Consider the following 24,397-nt stretch of genomic DNA (forward strand, 5'->3'; position numbering starts at 1 on the left):
CCACCTCGAATGCACATCGAATCGGCGTCACCGGCGATCGTGGGACACGCCGACATCGGGCACCGGTGCCGACCTGGTGTCCGAATTGTCTGCGCATACTCCAACGTAGCGCGGTGCGGGGCCGGGTGGGTGGAGATTGCCGCAGTGTCGTCCCCACCTGCGAATGCCCGCGCGCGGCATTCGGCGACGGATCCGGCGCCGGGCTTGTAGGCTCTTTCTTCGCCGAAGACTTTTCTTTACCGGAGAAGTGATCGAGCCGGAGGTGCCGATGGAGCAGTCGGACACGAGCGCGGTCTATCGCCGCTACCTGAGCGCACTCATGTTGCACGGGCAGGCGGGAGCGCGGGCGGTGGACCTGGGCGCCACCGACCTCTACGCGCTCAACGTGCTGGAACTCGGCGGCCCGATGACGCCGGGTGAACTCGGTGCGCGCACGGGTCTCACCACCGGACCGACCACCCGGCTGGTCGACCGCCTGGAAGCGGCCGGGTACGTGCGGCGGGTCCCGGTCCCCGGCGACCGGCGCAAGCTCACGGTCGAACTGGTCGGCACGTCCGCGGAACTGGATCGCGTGCTCGGCCCCGCCCGGCGGCGCGTCGGCGAGATCATCGCCGGATACCGGCCCGAGCAGCGCGAGCTACTGCTCGACTACTTCCGCAAAGCCACCGACGCGTATTTCGAAGCGGCGGAAGAACTCCGCGCCGACTGAGTTCGGGTTTCCGAAGGCTCAGCGCAGCGCGAGCGCGACGATCTGGGTGATCTGGTTCTCGGCGAAGTTGTCGTCGCTGACCAGCACCAGCGTCCGCTCGCCGGACGGCAGCCGCGGTCCCCAGGTCATGCCCTCGATGTTGTCGATGTCCGGAAGGCCGACGTCGTCCAGGTCGACGAGCAGTCGTTTGGCGACCGGACGCGCATTGCCCAGCGGAGCGTCGAGCACGTTGGTCGCGCCCGCGATGTCGGCCTCGTAGACGCGGATCTTGTTGCCGACACCGTCCACGAACGCGCGCTCGAGCACCAGGAACTTCGTCGGATCGAGCGGGTCGGCGGCCAGGATCGAGGCGACGCCGTTGCCGCCGCGCCCCGGCTCGGGCCGCGACTCGGCGAACACCGGCTCCATCGGGTACGCGTACTGCGCGAGCGGCGGCCCGGAGCGCGCCTGCACCGTGATGCGCGAGACCGCGCCGGAGGTCACGGTCGCCTCGGGTCCGTCTTGCAGCAGCGGCCCCTCGACGGCCGTGACGAACAATGCGCCGCCCGCGGCGAAGGTCGCGGCCTCGAGCACCGCGTTGCGGCGCGGCCCGGAATCCGGCCGCATCCGCTCGTTGTCCGGGATTGGCAGCTCGGCCACGAACGCACCGTCCGGCCGCGCGACGCGCACGGCCGGGTCGGCGAGCACGTCGCCCGCGCGCTCGCCCTCCTGGGTCCAGAAGTAGTCGCCGGTCCACGGGTCGACCCGGATCTCCTCGGGGTCAACGGATTTCGGCGGATAGAACCCGCCGTCGGCGGTGCGCAGCGGCCGCGTGCCGGTCAACGTCATCGGCCCGACGCCGTTCGCGTCGACCGGGAAGCGGGCGGTGTAGCTGCGGGCCGGTGCGCGTTCCGAGCGATCGTCGCTGATCAGCAAGTACTCGCCCGTGGCGGGCAGATAGTCGATCCCGGACAGCCCGCCGACGGTGGTGCCGTGAAAGTCCATGCCGTGCGGCAGGACTCGCTCACCCAACAGCCGCACGTTCGGTTCGGCCTGCGCGGCGGTCGAGGTGGTCAGCGCGACGGTGGAGGCCGCGAGGGCGAGAAGGAGTCCGATCTTGCTGCGCACGAGCCACACGGTATCGACACTCGCGAACCGCGCGGTGAACGCCATCGGAAATCCGGCCCGGAGACGGCGAAAGCCCGCCACCGCGAAAAGCGATGGCGGGCTTCGCCGTTGCGTAACTACTTACGCGGCGCGATTACTTGCGCAGCGAGGCGGGAACCTCGAAGCGATCGCCGTACTTGGCCTTCAGCTCGTCGGCGCGAGCCACGAAGGCCTCCTGGCCGCCCGGGTAACCGACGATGAACTGGTGCACACCACCGGTCCAGGCCGGGTAGCCGATGCCGAAGATCGAGCCGATGTTGGCGTCGGCGGTGGTCTCGAGCACACCCTCGTCGAAGCACTTCTGGGTCTCGATCGCCTCGATGAACAGCATGCGGTCGATCAGATCCTGGATCGGCACGTTGAAGTCGGTGACCGACTTGAAGTGCTCGCGCAGGCCCGGCCACAGGCCGGTCCGCTTGCCGTTCTCGTCGTACTCGTAGAAGCCGGCCTTCTCCAGGCGACCCGGACGACCCTCGTTCACCATGTACTCGATGACGTCGATGGCCGGGTGGCGCTGCTTGCCCATGGTGGCGTCACCGCGGGCGATGGCCTCCTCGGTCTCCTTGGCGATCTTCAGCATGAGCTTCATGTTCAGCTCGTCCGACAGCTGCAGCGGCGCGGCCGGGTAGCCCGCCTGCGAGCCGGCCTGCTCGATGGTCGCGGGCTCGATGCCCTCGCCGAGCATGGCGATCGCCTCGTTGACGAAGGTGCCGATCACGCGCGAGGTGAAGAAGCCGCGGCTGTCGTTGACGACGATCGGGGTCTTCTTGATCGCGAGGGTGTAGTCGAACACCCGGGCCAGCGCCTCGTCCGAGGTCTTCTCACCCTTGATGATCTCCACCAGCGGCATCTTGTCGACCGGCGAGAAGAAGTGGATGCCGATGAAGTCCTCCTGGCGCTTCACGCCGGTCGCGAGACCGGTGATCGGCAGGGTGGAGGTGTTCGAGCCCAGCAGCGCGTCCGCGTCGACGATGTCCTCGATCTCCTGGAACACCTTGTGCTTGAGCTCGGTGTTCTCGAAGACGGCCTCGATCACGAAGTCGACGCCGGCGAAGTCGGCCGCGTCGGCGGTCGGCTTGATCCGGTCCAGCAGCGCCTTGGACTTCTCCTCGGTGGTCTTGCCGCGGGAGAGGGCCTTGGCCTCGATCTTCTCGGAGTAGTTCTTGCCGCGCTCGGCCGCCTCGATGGTGACGTCCTTCAGCACGACCTCGTAGCCGGCCTTGGCGGAGACGTACGCGATGCCCGCGCCCATCATGCCCGCGCCGAGCACGCCGACCTTCTTGATGTCCTTCTTCGGCACGTCCTTGGGACGCGAGCCGCCGTTGTTGATCGACTGCAGGTCGAAGAAGAACGCCTGGATCATGTTCTTCGCGACCGGGCCGGTCAGCAGGTGGACGAAGTAGCGCGACTCGATGAGCGAGGCGTTGTCGATGTCGACCTGCGCGCCCTCGACCGCGGCGGCCATGATGGCCCGCGGCGCGGGCATGTTGGTGCCCTTGAGCTGCTTACGCAGGTTGGCCGGGAATGCGGGCAGGTTCGCCGCGAAGGCCGGGGTGGACGGGGTGCCACCGGGGATCTTGAAGCCCTTCTTGTCCCAGGGCTGCACGCCACCTTCGGGGTTGGCCTTGATCCACGCCTTGGCGGCCGGAACCAGCTCCTCGACCGAGCCGACGACCTCGTTGATCAGGCCGATTTCCTTGGCCTTGCCCGGGCGGTACTTCTGGCCCTGCAGCAGCACCTGCATGAGCGCGCCCTGGAGGCCGAGCATGCGCACGGTGCGGGTGACACCGCCACCGGCGGGCAGCAGGCCCAGGCTGACCTCGGGCAGGCCCAGCTGCACGCCCGGCACGTCCGCCGCGATGCGGTAGTGGGTCGCGAGGGTGATCTCGAGGCCGCCGCCGAGCGCGGCGCCGTTGATCGCGGAAACGACCGGCTTGCCCAGCTGCTCCAGGCGACGCAGCGCGCCCTTGATGGTGGCCAGCTCGTCCATGAGGGCCTGGCCGTCTTCCGGGCCGACCTTCATCATGTTCTTCAGGTCGCCGCCTGCGAAGAAGGTCTTCTTCGCGGAGGTCAGCACCACACCGGTGATGCTGTCCTTCTCGGCCTCGAGCCGGTCGACGGTCGCGGTCATCGACGTCTTGTACAGCTCGTTCATCGTGTTGGCGCCCTGGTTCGGGTCGTCCATCGTCAGCACGACGATGCCGTCCGAATCCTGCTCCCAACCGATCATGTTGGTTTCGCTCACAGCTCTGTGTCTCCTTGAATTCTCAGCTGTCGGTTGGGGCTCAGACCCGCTCGATGATGGTCGCGACGCCCATGCCGCCGCCGATGCACAGGGTGATCAGCGCGTAGCGGCCGTTGCGGCGCTCCAGCTCGTCGACCATGGTGCCGGTGATCATCGCGCCGGTGGCGCCCAGCGGGTGGCCCATCGCGATGGCGCCGCCGTTGACGTTCAGCTTCTCGTCCGGGATGTTCAGGTCCTTCTGGAACTTCAGCACCACGGAGGCGAACGCCTCGTTGATCTCGACCAGGTCCATGTCGTCGAGGGTCAGACCCGCCTTGGCCAGCGCCTTCTTGGCGGCCGGGGTGGGACCGGTCAGCATGATGGTGGAGTCGGCGCCACTGGTGGCGGTCGCCACGATGCGCGCACGCGGGGTCAGACCCGAAGCCTTGCCGGCCTCCTCGGAGCCGACCAGCACCAGCGCGGCGCCGTCGACGATGCCCGAGCTGTTGCCGCCGTGGTGCACGTGGTTGATCTTCTCCACGAAGTGGAACTTCTGCAGCGCCACCGCGTCGAAGCCGCCCATCTCGCCGATCACGGCGAAGGAGGGCTGCAGCTTGGCGAGGTCCTCGGCGGTGGTGCCGGGGCGCATGTGCTCGTCGCGGTCCAGCACGACGAGACCGTTCTGGTCCTTGACCGGAACGATGGACTTGGCGAAGTAGCCGCCGGTGGTGGCCTTGGCGGCCAGGTCCTGCGAGCGCACGGCGTAGGCGTCGACGTCGTCGCGGCTGAAGCCCTCGATGGTGGCGATCAGGTCGGCGGAGACGCCCTGCGGAACGAAGTAGGTGTCGTAGTTGGTGGCCGGGTCGAGGGCCCAGGCGCCACCGTCGGAGCCCATGGCAACGCGCGACATCGACTCGACGCCACCGGCGATGACCAGGTCGTCGAAGCCGGAGCGCACCTTCTGGGCGGCGATGTTGACGGCCTCGAGACCCGAGGCACAGAAGCGGTTCAGCTGGACGCCGCCGACGGTGTCGGGCAGGCCGGCCACGGTCACCGCGGTGCGCGCGATGTCCATGCCCTGGTCGCCGACCGGGCTGACGACACCAAGGACGACGTCGGAGATCCGGTCCTCGTCGAGGTTCGGGAAGCGGTTGCGCAGCTCCTGGATCAGACCAACAGTCAGGTCGATCGGCTTGACCGAGTGCAGCGAACCGTTCTTCTTGCCGCGGCCGCGCGGAGTGCGGATGGCCTCGTAAATGTAGGCCTCTGTGGTCATATCGGAGTGTTTCCTTCCTTGGGGTGCGCCTGCACCGCGTTGTGCGGCACGGCCGCGGGTAACCTCGCCGACCGGCCATGAGACCGACCGTCCGTATTCAGTTTGCCGTGCTCACGAGGCCCAGCGTGGTGACGCGAGGTTCCGTCTCCGGGCCCGTCGCTCGCACCGCATAACGCTGTACAAAACTTGGCAAGCACCTGCGGACGCACGTTCCGGACACGCCCGTACGCCTGGGCATACCATAGAACGACGCCACACCGGAGCTCACGGCCACCCGTTCATACTACCGTCGTGTGCGAACTCCGGTTAACTTAACGTCCTCGAGGCGGTGGTTGTCAACCATCCAGCCGTGTGGCACCCAGCTCACTCCTGAGCAATTCCAGGGCGACCTCGTCGGGGTCGTGGCGAGCCTCGGGAGCCACCGGCTTGGCGGCCTCGGCCAGCATTTCCTGCTCCTCTTCCGGAGTCGACGGACCGGGCACTCCGCCCGAGCCGTACCCCGGTCCGCCGGAGCTCGTTTCGTACCCGCCGGGATCCGGCGGCGGGTAGTCGCCGGGACCCGGATCGTCCGGTAGGTCGGGGTAGTCGGGCGGCGGGATGTCGTCGTCGCCGGACCGTGGGGGCGCGGCGGGCCGCTGCTGCCGGGCCGGTGCGTCGCCCGCGGCGTTCGCCCTGGTCTGGCTGGGTCGGGAGAACCGAGGCGGGCCTCCCTCACCGCGTCCAGCCGGATTGCCCGAACCCCGCCCGGCCGCTGCCTGCCCGGCTCCCCGCGCCCGGGTCGCCTGCTGTGCCGCGGCACGCGGCGCGGCGCCGCCCGCCTCCCACCGGATCTCGTGATCGCTGCCGAGCACGGCGCGCACCGCAGACCGCACGGCCTCGACATTGCGCGCCTCGGACAGTCGCTGCGCCAGCGGCGCGTGCTGATGGGCGAACACGATGACCGTGCCGTCGACCCGCGCCACCGAGGCACCCGACAGCAACGCCTGCACCGTCGGCCCGAACTCCCGAACCTTGGCCCGGATCTCCGTCCACGCCCCTTCCACGACCCGCAGCAGATCGTCGCCCTGCGCGCCCGCGGGCTCGTCCGGCGACGCCGCGGTCATCGATTCGGCGCTCGCGGGGGCTTGCGCACCGGCCGCGCCGTCGGCGCGACGGCTCGCCGCCGATTCCCCGGTCACTGGACCAGGATCTGTCGTCGCTCCCGAAACTGGTTGCGCGGCTTGATATCCCACATCATCGGTGGGTCCGGTCGCGGCAGCTCGCTGAGATACAGCGGACTCGGCTCCGGGCTGGCCGGACGACTCGGCCGGACGGCCGGCTCCCGCCGCACGACGCAAGGCCGGATCGGGCGCATTCGCAGAGCCCTCGCTCGCGACGTCCCGCGCGGCGTCCGACTGCCCCGCCGCGCCCGGCGCAGACGAGACCGCCGTCGCGCTTCGACCCTCGACCAAGCCGTCGCCCGGCACCTCGGCATCCCCCGCGGGCGCGTCCGCCGGGCGCTCGGCTTGCGCGGCCGAGTGATCGCCGGGCCGCCTCGCCGGACGACCCGCATCGCTGGGCGCGGACTGGCCCGCCACCGAACCGCCGATGTCGCCACGCCCACCCGGACCGGGCTCGGCGGCACCACCTCGCTCGCCAGCGGCGTTCGCCCCTGGAACCGATACGTCTTCCTGACCGGCGACCGGTCCCGAGGCGCCGGGCCGAGCTGCCTCGGTGGGGGCCGGAGCCCGACCACCCGTGTTCTGAGCCGACGCACCACCGCGGGCGGCGTCTGCGTCGTCTATATCGGAGCTCGCGGACGACGGCGCACCGCTCACCGTTCCCGCCTGGTCTCGGCCGACCGCCCCGCCGGAAGCGCTTGCATCCGCACCGCTTTCGCCGGCTCCGGGGCTCGCGCCACGAGTCTTGTTCTCGCGCAGCGCGGCGAGCGCCTCCGCACCCCTGCGCCGCGGCGGCTCACCCGGTGCGCGGGCGGGGGCGGGCGCGGCGGTGGGAGTCGCGTCGGGGGCGGAGGTCGCGGGCGGAAGGGGGGCGACGGCTCCGCCTGCGAAACCGCGCTCGAGTCGTTCCAGGCGCTGGAGGGTGGCGGATTCGGTGTCGGAGACCGAGGGCAGCAGCATGCGGGCGCAGACGACCTCGAGCAGCAGCCTCGGCGCGGTCGCGCCGCGCATCTCGCCGAGACCCTCGTGCAGCAGTTCGGCGTAGCGGGTGAGGGTGGCGGGGCCGATGCGCTGGGCTTGGTCGCGCATGCGGTCGAGCACGTCGCCGGGGCCGGAGACCAGGCCGCGGTCGGCGGCGTCGGGCACCGCGCGCAACAGGATCAGGTCGCGGAAGCGCTCGAGCAGGTCGACGGCGAAACGGCGCGGATCGTGCCCGGCCTCCATGACGCTGTCCACGGTGCCGAACAACGCGGCGCCATCGCCGGCGGCCAGCGCCTCCACCGCGTCATCGATGAGCGCGACATCGGTGACGCCGAGCAGCGCGACCGCGCGGTTGTAGGTGACGCCCTCCGGCCCGGCGCCCGCCAGCAACTGGTCGAGCACGCTGAGGCTGTCGCGCGGTGAGCCGCCGCCCGCGCGAATCACCAACGGGTACACCGCTTCCTCGACCGGAACATCTTCCTGTTCGCAGATCTTGCCGAGCAGCCCGCGCATCGTCGCCGGCGGCAGCAGCCGGAACGGGTAGTGGTGGGTACGCGAGCGGATCGTCGGCAGCACCTTGTCTGGCTCGGTGGTGGCGAAGATGAAGATCAGGTGGGCGGGCGGCTCCTCGACGATCTTGAGCAGCGCGTTGAAGCCCGCGGTGGTGACCATGTGCGCCTCGTCGACGATGAAGACGCGGTACCGGGATTCGGCCGGTGCGTAGAAGGCGCGGTCCCGCAGCTCGCGGGTGTCGTCGACGCCGCCGTGGCTCGCGGCGTCGAGTTCGATGACGTCGAGATTGCCCGGCCCGCCCGGCCCGAGCGCGACGCAGGACGGGCAGACGCCGCACGGCCGCGACGTCGGGCCCTGCACACAGTTCAGCGAGCGCGCGAGGATGCGCGCCGAGGACGTCTTGCCACAACCCCGGGGTCCGGAGAACAGATAGGCATGACTGATCCGTCCGGTGTCGAGCGCGGTGCTCAGCGGGTCGGTGACGTGCTCCTGACCCACCACCTCAGCGAACGTTGCCGGTCGGTACTTCCGGTACAGAGCCACGGCCAGAGGTTACCGGCGACCACCGACAAAGCGGGCGGCGACCGGGGGCTCACGCCCGACCGCCCGCCGCGCGCCTTCGCACTCCCCGCGCAGCATCACGAAACCCGTCGAAATAGTGATCTAGATCACATAATTCCCGAAGACTTCTTCCGCCGCTTCGTTCCTCTCATGAAATGGCAACTCGACAGCAATCTTGAAACCTCGAACCATTCACGCGCGGGCGTAGCCGTCCGTTCGACTTTCCAGCCAGGCCAAATGCGTACTCCCGCCCCGGTTTATCCAATTTTTACCGAGATAACGAATAAGTCAACCCGGGTGACAGTTACCCGCGGCGCTGGCTACGGTGGCTATTGGCAACTTCGGTAGCCAAACCTTCATCAGGTTGGTGACCCCGGCCGGTCCCTCATCCCGACCGGGGCACAACCTGGGCAAACTCCCGGCCCCAGGGCGACATCGCCGAACTCCCACCGCGCAAATTCGGAGGAACGTTCCCCGTGCCGTCGTGTGACGACATCGCCGCCGCCTGGCTCTCGAATACCGACTTCGCGGACGATCGAGCCGCCGTCGGACTGCTCAGCCGCGCGATCAGCCCTCAGGATTTCGCGCTCAAACGCGATTCGCTGCCGGTGGCCGCCGCCGCCGATCCGTCCACCGCCTCGGCCATCCTGGAACTACTCGAACGCGGGCAGGTGCCGACCATGGCCGCGATCCGCACCCTCACCGCGCAGAACGAGATGCGCCGCGAGGCCGAACGCATCGAGCGCCTCGGCCGCCGCGCCCAGCGCAGCATCGACGACTTCGGCCGCGTGCTCGCCCGCCTCGCGCACGAGCACTGGATGACACACGGCACCGGCCCCACCCGCCGCGACATCCTCTCCTCGGAGCCGGTGACGACGCTGATCAGGGAGCGCATCGGCGTGATCGCGCCCAACGCGGTCAAGCATCTGTGGCTGATCGAACGCGCCCAGCGCGCGGGCTGGATCGCGTCCAACGCGAATCCGCAATCGCTCTGCGCGGCAAGGCGTTTCCACGCGGCCAAGTACGGCAACCGGGTCTCGCTGCGGCCGGTCAACACGATCGGGACGCTGGTAACCGGATATCTCGCCGAGCACCTGGACGAGCACGGCCACCCACCGCGCTGGTCCAGCCTCGCGCGCGACCTGCGCGACGATCGCGGACGGCGCGTCTTCCACGACACCGCCGACGCGCGGGCGCAGGAACTGTGGTTGACCACCGCCGAGTGGGTCGCCGTCGAGGACGATCTGCCGTTCCCTGGCCGCCGCGGCAGGCGCGCGCTGACCCGCAAGAACCGCGCCTGAGCCGCGATCACGTGGACCGCTCGCCAGTTGCCCGCTGGCCCCGTCTCACCCCCTCGACATCCGTTGGTTAACGGCGTTACGCTAACCCCGTTAACTCACGGAGGGGAGCCGCGATGCTCTATCGGATCGCACGACTGACCACGCGATACCCGCGCGCCATCCTGGTCACCGCGCTGGCACTGGTGATCGGCTGCGGTCTCTTCGGAGCCACCGCCGCCGCGCACTTGAAGTCCGGCGGATTCACCTCCGACGACGCCGAATCCTCGCAGGTCGCCAGGATGCTCGAGGACAACTTCGGCGGCGCCTCCCCCAATTTCGTGCTGCTGGTGAGCGCCGAGGACGGCGTCGACAGCCCCGCCGCGCGCGCCGCGGGCATCCGGCTGGTCGACGCGCTTCGCGCACACGAGGACGTACGAGCCGTCCAGTCCTACTGGACAACGCCGCCGCCCTTCTCGACCGCGCTGCGCAGCACCGACAACGGAGCGAGCGCACTGATCGCCGCGTTCCTCACCGGTGACGAGACCGCCGTCCAGAAGACCGCGGGCGAGCTCACCGAGCAGCTCACCGGCACCGCCGACGGCATCACCGTGCGCCAGGGCGGCATCGCCGCGATCTATCACGACGTCAACGAGCAGACGACCCGCGACCTGGCCGTCGCCGAGGGCATCGCGATACCGCTGTCGATGATCGTGCTCGTTCTGGTGTTCGGCAGCCTGGTCGCGGCGTCCCTTCCGCTGGCCGTCGGCCTGTTCGCGATCGCCGCCACCCTCGCCATCCTACGGCTGTTCACCCTGGTCACCGACGTGTCCATCTACGCGCTGAACATGACGACCGCGCTCGGGCTCGCGCTGGCGATCGACTACAGCCTGTTCATCGTGAGCCGGTACCGCGAGGAACTCGGCAACGGCCTCGACCCGACGGCGGCGACCATCCGGGCCGTCCAGACCGCTGGGCGCACCGTGCTGTTCTCCGCGCTCACCGTCGCGCTGTCGCTGGCCGCGCTCAGCGTGTTCAACCTGTACTTCCTGAAATCCTTCGCCTACGCGGGCGTCGCGGTGGTCGTGACCGCGGCGGTGGCGGCGATCGTGATCCTGCCCGCCGCGCTGGTGCTGCTCGGCTACCGGGTCAACGCGCTCGATCTGCGCGTCCCGCTGCGCAGGCTGTTCCGCCGACCGGCGCCCGCGGGCCCGGTGCCGCCGGAGCAGTCCGGCTGGTACCGGCTGGTGACGGTGGTGATGCGGTACGCGATGCCGGTGGCCGTGGTGATCATCGCGCTGCTGCTCTTCCTCGGCGCGCCGTTCCTCTCGGTGAAGTTCGGCTACCCCGACGACCGGGTGTTGCCGACGTCGTCGACCAGCAGGCAGGTCGGCGACGAACTGCGCGCGCACTTCCCGCAGGCCGATCCCGGCGCGAGCACCACGATCGTGCTGGACGGTTACACCGGCGACGCCGCGGCGGTGGGCACCTATGCCGCGCGACTGTCCGAGCTTCCGGACGTGCCCGCCGTGCTGTCCAGCGCGGGGACCTTCGCGAAGGGCGCGCGGGTCGGTGTCGCGCCGCCCGGCATGGCCAACGACACGGGGACCTATCTCACCGTCGTCAGCTACGTCGATCCGTTCTCCCCGGACGGCGAACGTCAGCTGGACGCGATCAAGGCGGTGCCCGCTCCGGCGCCCGCGCTGTACGGCGGCGCGGCGGCGGTCAACGCGGATTCGCTTGCGGCGCTGGGCGACCGCCTGCCCTTGGCGGCCGCGCTCATCGTGCTGGCCACCTTCGTCGTGTTGTTCCTGTTCACCGGCAGCGTCGTGCTGCCGATCAAGGCCTTGGCGCTCAACACCTTGTCGCTCGCGGCGGCGTTCGGCGCGATGGTGTGGGTGTTCCAAGAGGGGCACCTGTCGAACCTGCTCGGCTTCACCGCGGTGGGTTACATGGTGCCGACCATGCCGATCCTGATGTTCTGCTTGGCCTTCGGCTTGTCCATGGACTACGAGGTGTTCCTGCTCTCGCGGATCCGGGAGGAGTGGCTGCGCACGCACGACAACGATCGCGCCGTCGCCATCGGCGTCGCACGCACCGGCCGGATCTTCACCGCCGCCGCGGTGCTGATGGCTATCGTTTTGGGCGCGATGGTCACCTCGAACGTCTCGTTCATGCAGCTGATGGGTCTGGGTCTCACCCTGACCGTCCTCGTCGACGCGACGATCATCCGCGCCCTGCTCGCGCCCGCGCTGATGCGCCTGCTCGGCTCGGCCAACTGGTGGGCGCCGAAACCGCTTGCCAGACTGCACGACCGGATCGGCCTCACCGAAGACGTCGACCACCAAACCATCGCACGGGAACCGGAGCACGCAGGACGTTCATGACCCTTCACCGCCGACCCCGATCACCGCGCGGTTCCGGCGCCCAGCTGCGTACCGAGATACTCACCGCCACCATGGAATTGCTCGCACGCACCGGCCGGGCCGACGCGGTGTCGATCCGCGAGGTGAGCAAGCTGGTCGGCGTGAGCGCGCCGTCCATCTACCGGCACTTCGCCGACAAGGACGAGCTGATCGAGGCGGCGGTGGCCAAGGCCTTCGAGGATCTGGCCGAAGCGCTGCGCGCGGCCACCGACCCCACCGTTTCGCCGATGAACCGGCTGCGCGACCAGGGCCTCGCCTATGTGCGCTTCGCGCTGGAGCATCCGGAGCAGTACCGGGTGGCGACCGGGCCGACCGAGAGCGGCAGCGCGGTGGACCAAGTGCTCACCAGCGGCGCGTTCCAGCATTTCGCGACGACCGTGCGCGACTGCATGGCGGAGGGCTCGATCGCGCCGGGCGACCCGCTGCCGATCGTGCTGGACATGTGGACGGTCGCGCACGGCGTCGCCTCGCTGCTGATCGCCAAACCGCATCTGCCGTGGGGCGATCAGGAGCAGCTCGCCGATCGCATCATGAGCGCGGCCTGCCTCGGGCACACCGTGCTGAACATGATCGGCGGCAGCCCGAGCCCCGACGAGATCGATACCTGGCTGGACCAGAACCTCCCGCAGTGGCGAAAGACCCCGTGAGCCGGCTCAGGACACCGCGTCGGCCGAGGCCACCCAGGAATTGCACTGCTGGACCCGGTTGTTCCGGTAGCCGTACTCGTACCAGAGGCCGTAGTTCTGCTTCGATCCGTGGTCGCGGGCGTCACCGGCGTCGTCACCGCGCGTGTAGTTGTCCCGTACCGCGTACTCGGCCTGGGCTCCGGTGACCGAGCCGACGTAGGCGGACGAGCCGATGAACATACCGCCGAAGCACTGCGCGCCCAACTCGAGGCGGCGCGACAACTCCAGACCCCGCGCGCTGCGCGGCCCCGCGTTGTATCGCTCCTCGTGCGTTCGCTTCGAGATACCGGTGATCGCCTGCACGTGGTGGCCGTACTCGTGCGCGAACACCATCAGGTAGATGATCCAGTTGTCGCCGTACAAGTTGGCCTGAATCTTGTCCATCGGCATGTAGATGGTGTTGTTCATCGAGCAGTAGAACGCCGCGTAGTCGCCGCCCGAGCTGGTGCACGGCGAGACCGCGTCGACGCCGCGCGCGGGGACGCTGATGTTCGGCGGCGAGAACGGCAGTTTCTCGTAATCGAGCAGGTCTTTCCACATCTGCCCCAGGCACGTGGAGGCGGCCTGGTAGAACGCCTGAGCCGCCGCCACATTCGGCGCCCAGCGCGGGAACGTGCAGTGGATGTTGTTCAGTCCCGTGTCCGCGTGGGCGAACAGCGGATGGTCGCCGAGCTTCGCGACCGGTTGCGGCCCCGCGGGTCTGGTCGGAGTCGCCGAGGTGGTGCGAACCGAACTGCTCGCCCTGGTGGTCGGGCGTGCCGCTGACGTGGTGGTCGCCGCCGAGGTCGACGGAGTCGTCGGCGTATAGGTGTAGCTCGGCGTGTAAGCCGTTGCCCTGCGGTCGTTCTCGCTCTCGCTGCTCGCCACCGCGACCGCCGCGGCGATCAGCGAGCCGACCATCAGGAAGATCCCCAGCACCCCCAGTGCCGCCCCGAATCCACCTCCGCGCCGCGGCGGCGGATAGGGACGCCCGTAGCCCGGCGGGCCGTAGGGCGGGACCGCGTAGCCGGGTGGCGGACCGTAGGGCGCGGGCCCGGGATACGGGTAGCCGGGGGGCGGATACCCGGGCGGCGGCGCGTAACCGGGCGGTCCGTACGGCGGCGGATAGTGTGGCTGGTGACCGTAACCGTACGGGGGCGTGGTCATCTCAGCTCACCCGGTTGGCCGGCGCCGTGAAGGTGTTGCACTGGTTGGTGCGGTTCTTGTCGACGCCCTCTTCGAACCAGTCGCCGCTGTTCTCCGAGGATCCGTGGTCGCGCGCGTCGGTCGGGCCGTCACCGCGGCCGCGCGCGTCACGCTTGGCGACGCCGATCTGCGCGGAGGTGAGCGCGCCGCCGTCCTCGGAGGAACCGAGGTACATGCCGTTGAAGCACTGCGCCTGCAACTCGATTCGCCGCGAGAGCTCCAGTCCGCGCTGGCTGCGCGTGCCCGCGTCCACCCGCTCGCTGTTGGCCTTGCGCAGGATGCCGGAAACGGCCTGCACGTGGTGGCCGTACTCGTGCGCGAAAACCGACAGGTAGACCACCCAGTTGTCCTTGAACAGGTCGGTCTGCAACTGGCTGATCGGCATGTAGATGGTCTTGTTCGCCGGGCAGTAGAACGCGGCGAAGTTGGTGGTGGTGCCGGTGCACGGCGTGGAGATGCCCGCGGTGGAGGCGCTGACGTTCAGCGTCGGCGGCGTGAACGGCAGATTCGCCTTCTGCAACACCGGTTTCCACGCCGCTTCCAGGCAGCCCGCCGCGGTCTCGAAGAACTTGCGCGCGGTCTCGACCTGCGTGCTCCACGGGGAGTAATCGCAATCGGCCGGGATCAGCGTCGCGTTCGGATCGGTGAGCAGCGGGTTGTTGCCCGTCTCCGCGGCGCCCTGGGAACCGTCCGGGGTGTAGGTGAAGCTGGGCGAGGGGCCCGAGGCGCGGTCGTCGCGGTCACTGCGAATCGCGGTGCGCACCAACGCACCCGCCACCAGGAACACCACAACGAGCAGCAGCGAGACGATCTTGCTTCCGCCGCCCTTGCGCGGCGGCCGCGGCGGACGACCCGGCGGGCCGTACGGCATCGGCGGCGGCATCGGCGGGCGATACCCGGGCGGCTGGCCATAGCCGGGCGGCTGGCCGTAGCCGGGCGGAGGCGAATAGCCAGGTGGCGGAGCGTAACCCGGGCGCTGGCCGTATCCGGGCGGCGGACCGTAAACCGGCGCGGGTGGGTATCCGGGCGGCGGGCCATAACCGGGACGTGGCCCGTAGCCGGGCGGCGGAACCTGGTGTCCACCAGGTGGAACCGGTCCATATCCGTACGGTGGTTGGGTCACTCCCCCGTACCCCCTCGCCTCAGATGATCGTCGACAGCCGCTGACGAAGAATAGCAACCTGTCTAGAGTAGGCACCCATGCTGACATTTCGGGGGGCCGCCGCGAGCGCGCTGATTCTCGCCTTCGCGGGATTGGCGGCGACCGCGCCGGGTGCCCAGAGCGAACCGACGCCCGAGGGCGTGACCATCGTCGCGGATCTGAAACTCAGCCGCGAGGGCGTGCTCGAAGTCGACGAGACGGTGACCGTGCCGCCCGGCGAATCGTTCAAGATGTCTCTGCCACTGCGCCTTCAGTTGAAGGACGACGTGGAACGGCGGTTCGAGGTCACCGGCATCGACGCGCAGGGCGCGGGCACCGCGACGGTCGCCAACGATCAGTTCACCATCGACGCCAAGCCCGGCGAGTCCAGCTACAAGTACTCGATCCACAACACCGTCAGCGATGCGCCCGGCACCCAGGTGTTCCACTGGCTCGGCGTGATGAACACCGACATCGCGTCCATCAGCGCCTCGGTGATCAGCCCGAGCTACGAAATGGCCATCGTGGACTGCAAACTCGGGCCGCCGGGCAACACCAGGCCGTGCGCCGACGTGCGCATCGAGGCCGACGGCGTGCTCTGGCTGGAGCAGACCGACCTGCACAAGGGCGACGCCATCGACCTGACCTTGCAACTGCCGCCGGGCACCGTACCCGCGAACGCGGACATCGAGGACGAGAGCGCGCCCGGCCCGTTCTCGGTGACCGGCCCGGTGCTGGCCGCCTTCGGCGTGCTGCTGCTGGCGCTGGCCGGTCTGGCCGCCTTCGTGCTGCGCGCCCGTCGCGAGAACGCCGCGGCGGGAAGCGGTTCCGAAACCGTCGAACCGCTGCTGCGCGACGGCAACCAGGTGCAGTTCACCTCACCCGAGGGCATCCTGCCCGGTGAGGCGGGCGTGCTGCTCGACGAGCACGCCGATCCCATCGATATCGCCGCCACCGTGGTGGATCTCGCGGTGCGGCGCTACATCTGGATCACGCCGATCGGCGAGAACGACTGGCGCATCACCCGGGTGAACGCCGCCGACGACCAGCTGCGCGACTACGAGAAGGCGGTGTACGCGGCGCTGCTGCCGGAGGGCGCCGACGCGGTCACCGTCGCCGAATTGCGCGCGCCGGGACGGGTGCAGGCCGAACCGATCCGCAAGGCCATGATCGACGACGCGGTGCGCCGCGGCGCGTTCGCCGACCGGTCCCGCATTGGGCTTCCGGTCTGGGTGGGCGGCGCGTTGATCGTCGCGGGCATCGCCGCGACGGTGGGGTTGGCAGTCACCTCGGGCTCCGCGCTGGTCGGCGTCGCGATTCTGCTCGCGGGCGTGGCGACCGTGCTGATGCCGAAGTACCTACCGGTGCGCACCCAGGACGGTCGCAGGTTGGCCGGCCAGGTGCGCGCACTGCAACGCGGTCTGGATGCCACCCGGCGCGAACAGATTCCGCCGACCGACCAGGAGACGGTGTTCTCCCGCGCACTGCCCTTCACCGTGGTCGGCGGCCGCGCCGACAACTGGATTCGAGCGTTCCGCGATCTGAACCCGGCCGCCGACGCCCAACCCGGGCTCTACTGGTTCGGCAGCTTCGAACGCGACCAGAACCTGCACCGGTTCGCCGCCCACTTCCCGTTCTTCATCACGGCGCTCGAGGGTCTGTTCACCGGGTCGCCGGCCCGCTGACGGACGCATGCCGAAGGCCGGGTTCTCCGAAGAGGACCCGGCCTTCGGCGTTCCGCGCATTGCCACCCGGCGAGCGAGGTCCGCCGCCAGTCGGTGGAGCGCGATCCGGCGTCGGTCGGCGAACGCCGCCCGCCGCCAGTCGGCGAATGCCGCGCAGCAGCCGGCGAACGCAGTCGGGTCAGTCGGCGAACGCGGTCCGCCGCATGGCGGCGAGCGGATCGGCGTAGAGCGTGCTGAGCGAGGTCACCACGGCGGCGAATTCCTGGACCTTTCCGCCGAATCCGCTGATGCGGATGTCGGTGGGCGGCAGGGTGGAACTCCGCCGGAACGACTCGGCGACGTGCGCGATGCCGGGGCGGTAGCCGGTGAACGCCTGTCCGCCCAGGATGACGCGATCCGGGTTGAGCATGTCCCGCACGAGCGCGACGGTGCTGCCGAGCATGGCGGCCCGCTCCGCGAGCAGCTCGCGCGCCGGGACGGAACCGCCCGCGGCCGCGCGGTACAGATCCGCGATGGTCGAGCCCGCGGTTCCGTTGTACGCCGGGATGATTCCGCGCCCGACCGCCCGCGCGTGCAGCGCGCGGTCACCGACGGTGACCTCCAAGCAGCCGCGCCTTCCGCAGGTGCATTCGACGTCCGAGCCGGTGGGCAGGTGCGCGATCGAACCTGGGCCGTTGCTCGGTGTGTGCACGCGGCCGTCCAGAGTGACCGCGATACCCGCGGTTTCGCGCACGTAGAAGAACAGGCTGCTGCCGCGCTGCTGTCCCTCGCGCGGTTCCGGGGTCGGCAGCAGCAGTTCCGAACCCGCCATCGCCTCGACGTGCGGCGCCACCGAGACCGGCAGCTCGAGCACGTCGCCGAGCACCGCGCCGACCTGGGCGCCCTTCCATTCCAGTTTGGGATGGTCGACCACGCCGGTCAGCGGGTCGACGCGGCCACCGATGGCGACGCCCGCCCACAGCGGTTTTCGCCGATGCCAGCGCTGCAGAAAGGCTTTCGCGCTGCGCGCGACGGTCGTGGTCGCGAATTCCTGGCCGGTCTGCGGGGTGGCGATCGCGAGACCGCCGAGGATCCGGCCGCGCAGGTCGGCGGCGACGATCTTGGTCACGGCGGCGCCGATATGGATGCCGAGGGTGAGATAGGTGTCGTGGTCGACCTCGAACGGCACCCGGGGACGGCCGACCGCACCCGACGTGGTCAGGTCCGGGCGCTCACGCAGCAGTCCGGCGTTCAGCAGCGCCGACACCTGCCGGTTGACCGTCGCGATACTCGAACCCGTTGCGCGCGCGGCATTGTCGCGCGAGATGGGGCCGCCGGTCGCGGCGCGCAGCACGGCGGCCGCCGGATTGTCGGAGATACGGAGTTCCGGAGCGACGACGGGGCGCTGGACACGGACACGACCGGTGGCGACCCGCGAAGCGGATCGTTCCAGGGTGGGGATCGACATATTGAAAGTCCTTGCTGAAGTCCCGTCTGAGAACGGGACGTGCCTACACGAGCGGCGACGAGGCAGCGCGCGCGCCGAAAAGGCGGCTCAGCTGCGACGACAGGAGCGACACAGCTCCCGCGTCAGCGGCAGCCGCAGGCCGAGCGCGGCGGTCACGTAGGTGACCCGCAAGGCGGAGGGGCTGCTGTTGGACATGCAAAAAAAGGTAACACCGAATTCACCGGCGCACCAAGCTTCCGGGATTTTCGGTGGTCGAGGACACAGCGTTTCGCCTGGTCAGAGGCGGGCACGCCGAAGCCCCGCCCACGCGAAAGGCGTTGGGCGGGGCGGTTTTCCAGGTGTGCGAACGGACTACTTCGCGGGAGCCGGCGGGTTGAACGGCGCGTTGACCGTCGAGAAGTACTGGATGAGCGCCCCGATGGCGACCGGCGCCGTCACGAAGATCTGGCCCGCGATGGTGCCGAGCGCGCCGACCGCGGCCGCACCGGCGACGCAGCCGACGGCCGCGGCGGGCAGGAAGGGGCCGAACAGTCCGACGATGGTGCCGCCGACCGCGGCGCCGCCGAGGATGCCGCCGACCACGCAGCCGACCGCGGCCCCGCCGAGACCGCCGACCAGCGTGCCGATCGTGGCGCCCATGCTGATGGTGCTGGTCAGCCGGGTCCAGGCCGCGACCTCACGGTCGTACTCGGACTTCCACGGCGCCTTGTCCTCGAACGGCAGCGCGACCGGCTTGTAGGTCGCGTGGTCGAGATCGAGCTGCGGCGTGAGCGTCGCGGTGCGATCCGAGATCTGCGCCGCGATCGGGAACTCGAACTCGTCGAGCCGGAACTTCAGCGGCGTGCCCGCGACCACGGTGCCGTCGGCGGCCTTGATCTTCAGCGCGCCGTCCTCGGCGACGATCGAGCCTGCGTCGGTGCTGATGATCGCCGCGGTCTCGGTCTGCGTGGCGGTGTAGTTGATGACGTCCCCGGCGGGGGTCTCCGGACCGGCCACCGCGGTTCCCGCGGTGACACCGGTCGCCATGGTCACGAGTGCCGCGACCACGGCGAGCTTCCTGATCTTCATATGTACTGCTATCCCTCATCCGATGGAGCGTGTTCGAGGGGAAAGCATCGAGCACCGGCGCGTCCGGGACGAGGGAAAAAAGCAGCGAGATTCGAATGGGCAATCGCCGAGCGAAGCACTATTTCGCCGCGGTCGCCTTCGCTTCGGCCTTGATCCGCTTCTTGAACGCACGCACCTCTAGCAGGGACTGGGCGTCGGTGATATCGGCCGCCGAACGTCGCGAATCCTTCTCCGAATAGGCTCCCGCGGCCTTTTCCCAGCCCTTCGGGCGCACTCCGAGTTGCTTGCCGAGGAGGGCAAGGAAAATGCGTGCTTTCTGGTCGCCGTAACCGGGCAGCGCCTTCAGCCTGCGCAGCACTTCTTTGCCGTCCGGATCACCGTTCGTCCAAATCGCGGCGGTGTCGCCGTCGTAGTGCTCGACGACGTAGCGCGCCAGTTCCTGGGTGCGACGCGCCATGGAGCGTCCGTATCGGTGGATGGCGGGCGGCGTCGCGGCGAGTTCCTCGAACGCCTCCGGATCGGCCTCGGCGATCTTGTGGATGTCGAACCCGTCCATCCGGTCGGCGATCTTCTTCGGACCGCGGAAGGCGTGTTCGAGTGGGAACTGCTGATCGAGGAGCATGCCCGTCAGGAGAGCGAACGGGTCTTCCGACAGGAGCTTGTCGGCCTCCGGTTCCTGCGCGAGACACAGTGTGACGGTCACCGTCGTTCCTTTCGGCTTGTCGGCGCGTTCCGTCCGACGATCATCTCACCCGCGTCCAGCTGTGCGGTACGCCACAGCCGCGCGTAGGCTCTGGCCATGCCTCAGACGACGGCAATACCTAGGGACGGACACGCGCCCATGGACACCTATTCATTGCGCCCGGATCGCTTCGACAGCGCGGGCCAGGATCAATTGGTCGACGTGCGCGACCTGCAGGCCACACTGCCCGGCATCCGGCGGCTACGCACCTGGGCGCACGACGCGCTCGCGTTGCAGCCCGGTGAACACGCCGTCGACGTCGGCTCCGGCACCGGCTCGGAGGTCATCGCCTTCGCCGACGCCGTCGGACCGACCGGCGAGGCGGTCGGGGTCGAGCCCGATCCGCACCTGCTCGCCTCCGCCGAGCGCCGCGCGTCCCAGCTTGGCTCGCGCGCGAAATTCCACTCCGGCGACGCCTACGGCATTCCCTTCGGCGCGGACACTTTCGACGCGGTGCTGTGCGAGCGCGTCTTCCAGCACCTGACCGCCCCGGCTCGCGCGGCGAACGAGATCGCCAGGGTGCTGCGCCCGGGTGGACGCGCGGTGGTGGTCGACGTCGACTGGGACACCGCGATCGTGCACCCCGGCGACCGGCAGGTGGTTCGGCAGGTGCTGGACACGCTGGTCTCGGCGACCACGAACCCGCTCTCCGGCCGCAGGCTGCCCGGCCTGCTGACCCAGGCAGGCCTGGTCATCGACGATATCGGCTCGCACGCGCTGGTACAGGACCGCAGCGTGGGTCCCGGCTCGCTGGTCACCCGTATCTCAGCCATGGCGGTGGCGCGGGGCTCCATCACCGAGGCCCAGCGCGACCAGCTGCTCGACGATCTCGAGCGCGGCGCGGACAGCGGCGACATCCATCTGTCGGTGACGATGTTCGCGGTGCTGGCGCACAAGCCGCACTGAGGCGCACGCGATGGCTGTCGACGTGCTCACCGACATCGTCATCGAACGGCCGCCCGAGGTCGTGTCCGCGTACGCGGGCGACCCAGCCAACGCGCCCGAGTGGTACGCCAACATCCGCAGCGTCGAGTGGCGGACCGCGCCGCCGCTGCGGGTGGGCTCTCGCATGGAGTTCGTCGCGCACTTCCTCGGCAAGCGGCTGGTCTACACCTACGAGATCGTCGAATACGAGCCCGGTTCGCGGCTGGTGATGAGCACCGCGCAGGGGCCGTTTCCCATGGAGACCACCTACACCTGGGAGGCGGCCGGTACCGGCACCCGCATGACGCTGCGCAACCGCGGCGAACCCGCGGGCTTCGGCAAAGTGGTCGCGCCGGTGATGGAGGCGGCGATGCGTCGGGCGAATCGCGCGGATCTGGCGCGATTGAAAGCGCTGTTGGAATCGCGGTAGGTGCGGCCGCAGCACTAGTAGAACGAAACGACGGCCCTCCGCACACGGTGCGGAGGGCCGTCGTTCGTTCTGGTCGACCAGCAGCTTCTCGGTGGCCGACCAGCTGCCCGGTCCTGGTCGTCGGGCAGCTGCCAGGTGCTACTTACCGAGCAGCTTCTCGGTGGCCGCCAGCAGGACGCAGGTGGCCAGGCCGTCCATCGCCTTCTCCAGTTCCGGCAGCTTCGGGAAGCTGGGGGCGATGCGAATGTTCTTGTCCTCCGGGTCGTTTCGGTAGGGGAAGGCCGAACCGGCGGCGGTCAGCGCGATGCCCGCGTCCTTGGCCAGCGCGATCACCCGGGCCGCGGTGCCCTCCAGCACATCGAGGCTGATGAAGTAGCCGCCCTTGGGCTCGGTCCAGGAGGCCACCTTCGACGCGCCGAGCCGGTCCTCCAGGATCTTCAGCACCAGGGCGAACTTCGGTTCCAGGATCTCGCGGTGCTTCTGCATGTGCGCGCGCACGCCGTCGGCGTCCTTGAAGAAGCGCAGGTGGCGCAGCTGGTTGATCTTGTCGGGGCCGATGCTCTTCTTCGCGGCGTGCGAGAGGTACCAGTCCAGGTTCGCGGTGGAGGCACCGAGGAAGCTGACGCCCGCGCCGGCGAAGGTGATCTTCGAGGTGGAGGCGAAAACGATGGGCCGGTTCGGGTTTCCCGCGGCGGCGGCCATGCCGAGCACGTCGAAAACGGGCGCCGCGGTGTCGGTCAGCGGGTGCACCGCGTAGGCGTTGTCCCAGAACAAGCGGAAGTCCGGGGCGGCGGCCGGCATCGAAACAAGTTCGCGCACAATCTCTTCGGAGAACACGACGCCGGTCGGGTTGGAGTAGTTCGGCACCGCCCACAGACCCTTGATCTGCGGGTCGGCGGCGAGCAGCTCGGCGATGCGGTGGGTGTCGGGGCCGTCGTGGCGCATCGGGATCGGGATCATCTCGAAGCCGAGCGCCTCGGTGATCGCGAAGTGGCGGTCGTAACCCGGTGCGGGACAGAGGAACTTCAGCGCAGGCTCGGCGGCCCAGCGCCGCTCGGAATCGTTGGTGCCGTACAGCATCGCGTAGGTGATGACGTCGTGCATCAGCTCGAGGCTCGCGTTGTTGCCCGCGAGCAGGTTCTCCACCGGGATGCCGAGCAGCTCACCGAAGATGGCGCGCAGTTCCGGGAGGCCGTGCAGCCCACCGTAGTTGCGGCAGTCGGTGCCCGTGCCGTCCCGGTAGTCGCCTTCGCCTGGCAGCGAGAGCAGTTCCGCGGAGAGATCGAGTTGTTCCGGCGAAGGTTTTCCGCGGGTCAGGTCCAGCGTGAGCTTCTCGGTCTTGAGCGTCGCGTAGTTCGCGGTCTGGGACTCGTGTTCGGACACGAGCTCCTCATGGCTCATCAAACCGATCTGCGTTTGCCGGGGCATCCTGAGCAGCCTTTCGAAGCAGCGAAGTGGCGTGGGGGTCGATGTCCGTACCGAAGTCGTCCGACCGTCGGTGGACCGTTGACCACGTTACCCGTGTGTTGCTCGGAATTGGGGCGATACCTCCGCCTGCGCAACGGGCATCCGCGGTTCGACGACGGCCGCACCCGCTCTGCGATCTCCCGGAACTGAGGGCGAGTGCCCGATCTTCGGCATCGGCCGGAAATATAGGGGACCCCGCGCACCCGGCAGAGCCCGTTGACCCTTGCTGCCTTCCGGCCCTGGGGGAGTTCACAGGATGCGCGCCGCGCGGGATCCGTCGGCCAGTGTAGCGGGTCCGCGCCGCCCCGTCCGCACGGGGCCGGGCCACGTCCACCACCCTCGCCGACCCCTTCCGCCGGAACCCGCTTCGACCAGCGCGAAGCCGCCTTCCCCGTCCAGATGCCGAGCCCAATTTGGTGTCCGACCGGGGGCAACCGGTATGCTGCTCCACGGAGGATTCGCCTAGTGGCCTATGGCGCTCGCCTGGAACGCGGGTTGGGTTAACGCCCTCAGGGGTTCAAATCCCCTATCCTCCGCCACAACGGCCCAGGTCGGACACGGTTTCCCGTTTCCCGACCTGGGCCGTTTCGCATCTCCCGCCCGGCGAACACTCCATCCGCGGCCCGGCAGCCCCCGAAGCGCGGAACAACGGCGACCACCGCCGCCGGCACCGCCGGGCACGGCGGCCTCGATCCCGCCGTCGCCAGAAGTCGCTCACCAACGAGCCAGTCGAATGACCTCGCCGATGCGCCGACCCCCGCGGGAGGCGACGGAGAACGGCGAGCCATCGAGCGGCGCGAGCCTGGTGGCGAGTGGAAGTACGGGCCTAGGCTGAGGGCGTCGGGGATGTCACTACTCGACCGATCGGCGAGTCGTCGGGCCGCCTGCCGGGCTTGCCGGAAGAGGCAGATATGAAGACCAACAAAACCTGTGAGGTAGGCAAGTTTCGGTTGCTCGTCGGGGTTGCGGTGGTCGGGGTCGCGGTGACGGCTCCCATCGCGGCGGCGGTTCCAGCGGCGGCTGTCCCAGCATCGCCCGGCGTGGTGCGGACCGAATTCCCGCCGTGCGAGAAGCATGAGTTCATGTGCAAGAGCGTTTACGACCCGTGCGAGCGTGGCCACGACAACTGGAACGGCGGCGGATACGGCTGGGATCGGCGCGGCGACTACGACCGTTGCGAACGCGAGCGGGGCCCGGGGTGGGACCGCGGGTGGAACAACTTCTTCCCCTTCGACCTGTTCGGCAGCAGCTGACCGAATCCGGCCCACCGCCCCGAGCGGACGCCCACCACCATTTCTCTATCGACCGTAGTCGAATGGTTCTGACGGGAGAGAAATGGTGGTTGTGCG

At 69.3% G+C, this 24,397-nt stretch carries 18 protein-coding genes, 1 tRNA gene and 1 other RNA gene; 9 read left to right on the forward strand and 11 right to left on the reverse strand.

Annotated features, from left to right (window positions below; all coding sequences use genetic code 11):
• Positions 1-268 precede the first annotated feature (268 nt).
• On the forward strand, positions 269-709 hold the full coding sequence (locus FB390_RS04495; protein ID WP_141807812.1) for a MarR family winged helix-turn-helix transcriptional regulator: 441 nt from the start codon (positions 269-271) through the stop codon (positions 707-709).
• Between the two features lie 18 nt (positions 710-727).
• Here the strand turns inward: FB390_RS04495 and FB390_RS04500 are convergent, their stop codons facing one another.
• From FB390_RS04500 to FB390_RS04515, 4 genes are all read right to left on the reverse strand, one after another.
• Complete coding sequence (locus tag FB390_RS04500; RefSeq protein WP_246123850.1) at positions 728-1,816, reverse strand: esterase-like activity of phytase family protein; 1,089 nt, start codon at positions 1,814-1,816, stop codon at positions 728-730.
• A gap of 133 nt (positions 1,817-1,949) precedes the next feature.
• Positions 1,950-4,100, reverse strand: a complete 2,151-nt coding sequence (locus FB390_RS04505; protein ID WP_141807814.1) for a 3-hydroxyacyl-CoA dehydrogenase NAD-binding domain-containing protein — start codon at positions 4,098-4,100, stop codon at positions 1,950-1,952.
• Positions 4,101-4,140: 40 nt separating this feature from the next.
• Positions 4,141-5,355 carry an acetyl-CoA C-acetyltransferase gene (locus tag FB390_RS04510; protein ID WP_141807815.1) on the reverse strand — a complete coding sequence of 405 codons (1,215 nt, stop codon included), beginning with the start codon at positions 5,353-5,355 and terminating at the stop codon, positions 4,141-4,143.
• 335 nt (positions 5,356-5,690) lie between these two features.
• Entirely contained in the window at positions 5,691-8,552 is a 2,862-nt protein-coding gene (locus FB390_RS04515) for a DNA polymerase III subunit gamma and tau (RefSeq protein ID WP_141807816.1), read from the reverse strand.
• A gap of 494 nt (positions 8,553-9,046) precedes the next feature.
• Between FB390_RS04515 and FB390_RS04520 the strand changes: the two genes are divergently transcribed.
• From FB390_RS04520 to FB390_RS04530, 3 genes are all read left to right on the forward strand, one after another.
• Positions 9,047-9,871 (forward strand): hypothetical protein, encoded by an 825-nt coding sequence (locus FB390_RS04520; protein ID WP_141807817.1) that lies wholly within the window; start codon positions 9,047-9,049, stop codon positions 9,869-9,871.
• Between the two features lie 113 nt (positions 9,872-9,984).
• Positions 9,985-12,234: an MMPL family transporter gene (locus FB390_RS04525; RefSeq protein WP_141807818.1), complete on the forward strand. Its 2,250-nt coding sequence runs from the start codon at positions 9,985-9,987 to the stop codon at positions 12,232-12,234.
• Positions 12,231-12,920 (forward strand): TetR/AcrR family transcriptional regulator, encoded by a 690-nt coding sequence (locus tag FB390_RS04530; protein WP_141807819.1) that lies wholly within the window; start codon positions 12,231-12,233, stop codon positions 12,918-12,920. Before FB390_RS04525 ends, FB390_RS04530 begins: the two co-directional genes overlap by 4 nt.
• Before the next feature lie 6 nt (positions 12,921-12,926).
• On the opposite strand, the gene FB390_RS34075 is transcribed toward FB390_RS04530, so the two are convergent.
• Both FB390_RS34075 and FB390_RS04540 read right to left on the reverse strand, forming a co-directional pair.
• A complete protein-coding gene (locus FB390_RS34075; RefSeq protein ID WP_141807820.1) occupies positions 12,927-14,105 on the reverse strand; it encodes a neutral zinc metallopeptidase in 1,179 nt (392 codons plus the stop codon).
• A gap of 1 nt (position 14,106) precedes the next feature.
• Complete coding sequence (locus tag FB390_RS04540) at positions 14,107-15,027, reverse strand: neutral zinc metallopeptidase (RefSeq protein WP_141807821.1); 921 nt, start codon at positions 15,025-15,027, stop codon at positions 14,107-14,109.
• A gap of 317 nt (positions 15,028-15,344) precedes the next feature.
• Here FB390_RS04540 and FB390_RS04545 point away from each other — a divergent pair, with 317 nt between their 5' ends.
• Positions 15,345-16,970 (forward strand): DUF2207 family protein, encoded by a 1,626-nt coding sequence (locus FB390_RS04545; RefSeq protein ID WP_141807822.1) that lies wholly within the window; start codon positions 15,345-15,347, stop codon positions 16,968-16,970.
• 178 nt (positions 16,971-17,148) lie between these two features.
• Here the strand turns inward: FB390_RS04545 and FB390_RS04550 are convergent, their stop codons facing one another.
• From FB390_RS04550 to FB390_RS04560, 3 genes are all read right to left on the reverse strand, one after another.
• Positions 17,149-18,417 carry an ROK family protein gene (locus FB390_RS04550; protein WP_141807823.1) on the reverse strand — a complete coding sequence of 423 codons (1,269 nt, stop codon included), beginning with the start codon at positions 18,415-18,417 and terminating at the stop codon, positions 17,149-17,151.
• A 351-nt stretch (positions 18,418-18,768) separates the two neighbouring features.
• Positions 18,769-19,485, reverse strand: a complete 717-nt coding sequence (locus FB390_RS04555) for a DUF8020 domain-containing protein (protein WP_141807824.1) — start codon at positions 19,483-19,485, stop codon at positions 18,769-18,771.
• Positions 19,486-19,603: 118 nt separating this feature from the next.
• A complete protein-coding gene (locus FB390_RS04560; protein ID WP_141807825.1) occupies positions 19,604-20,188 on the reverse strand; it encodes an HhH-GPD-type base excision DNA repair protein in 585 nt (194 codons plus the stop codon).
• A gap of 96 nt (positions 20,189-20,284) precedes the next feature.
• On the opposite strand from FB390_RS04560, the gene FB390_RS04565 reads away from it, so the two are divergent.
• Positions 20,285-21,133, forward strand: coding sequence for a methyltransferase domain-containing protein (locus FB390_RS04565; protein WP_425465842.1), 849 nt, complete (start codon positions 20,285-20,287; stop codon positions 21,131-21,133).
• A 10-nt stretch (positions 21,134-21,143) separates the two neighbouring features.
• Positions 21,144-21,581 (forward strand): SRPBCC family protein, encoded by a 438-nt coding sequence (locus FB390_RS04570; protein ID WP_141807826.1) that lies wholly within the window; start codon positions 21,144-21,146, stop codon positions 21,579-21,581.
• Positions 21,582-21,719: 138 nt separating this feature from the next.
• On the opposite strand, the gene FB390_RS04575 is transcribed toward FB390_RS04570, so the two are convergent.
• Positions 21,720-23,009, reverse strand: a complete 1,290-nt coding sequence (locus FB390_RS04575; protein ID WP_141807827.1) for an aspartate aminotransferase type Ic — start codon at positions 23,007-23,009, stop codon at positions 21,720-21,722.
• Between the two features lie 223 nt (positions 23,010-23,232).
• An RNA gene (gene ffs, locus FB390_RS04580) (signal recognition particle sRNA small type) lies at positions 23,233-23,327 on the reverse strand.
• A 172-nt stretch (positions 23,328-23,499) separates the two neighbouring features.
• Between ffs and FB390_RS04585 the strand changes: the two genes are divergently transcribed.
• Positions 23,500-23,587, forward strand: a tRNA-Ser gene (locus FB390_RS04585).
• A gap of 543 nt (positions 23,588-24,130) precedes the next feature.
• Positions 24,131-24,301, forward strand: coding sequence for a hypothetical protein (locus FB390_RS33385; RefSeq protein WP_185756939.1), 171 nt, complete (start codon positions 24,131-24,133; stop codon positions 24,299-24,301).
• The last annotated feature ends 96 nt before the right edge of the window (positions 24,302-24,397 follow it).

The sequence above is a fragment of the Nocardia bhagyanarayanae genome, assembly GCF_006716565.1.
Lineage (GTDB): Bacteria > Actinomycetota > Actinomycetes > Mycobacteriales > Mycobacteriaceae > Nocardia > Nocardia bhagyanarayanae.